1 pseudogene is annotated in these 632 nt (G+C 42.1%); it reads left to right on the top strand.

Annotated features, from left to right (window positions below):
• Positions 1 to 632, top strand: a pseudogene (locus R7093_RS26195) (ligase); the annotation flags it as partial.

A 632-nucleotide genomic window follows, 5' to 3' on the forward strand; every position in this document is an offset into this window, starting at 1 on the left:
GATATCGCAAGTTTGCTTTCTGTTAGCTTAATCGCCTTGATCATTTTAGAAGGAAGAGCAAAGCAACTGTTGCATCCATGTATCGGATTCTTGGTGCTGTTTACTGGATATGTATTTATCAATGGTTTGTTGAACAGAGTGCCTTTGGCCCCACTATTGATCGAAACCGTTCAGTGGCTAGCCATTCTTTGTCTACTGAGCTTACTTTACGCTTACGGAGCATTTGATGATGAGCGAGTGATGGTCTATTTCACCTACCTACTTTTTATCATCTGTGCTCTAGTCGCAGCATGGCACTTCGCCCAAGGCTATCAAAGCGGATTTAAATTACTCGGGGTCAGTAAATACGGATTTGGAGTGTTGTGCTCGCTACTCTATTTGTATCGCGACAAAATTCGCCTGTTCCCTTTTTTGATGCTAGTTGCATTTGCGCTACTCGTGTTATCTCAAGAACGAAAAGCTCTGCTGGGCTTTTGTTTGCTGTTTTTTCTCGATCAGATTTTTATTAAAAATTGGATGCGAAAAACCATCAGTGAAACCTATACATGGATGCTTCTCTTGGCGTTGGCATTTGTAGTTATTGGAACAGTCTCTACCACGCTCTACGTCGGTTTTGATGCTCTTGCCGATAA

This window comes from Vibrio sp. 1580 (genome assembly GCF_033340055.1).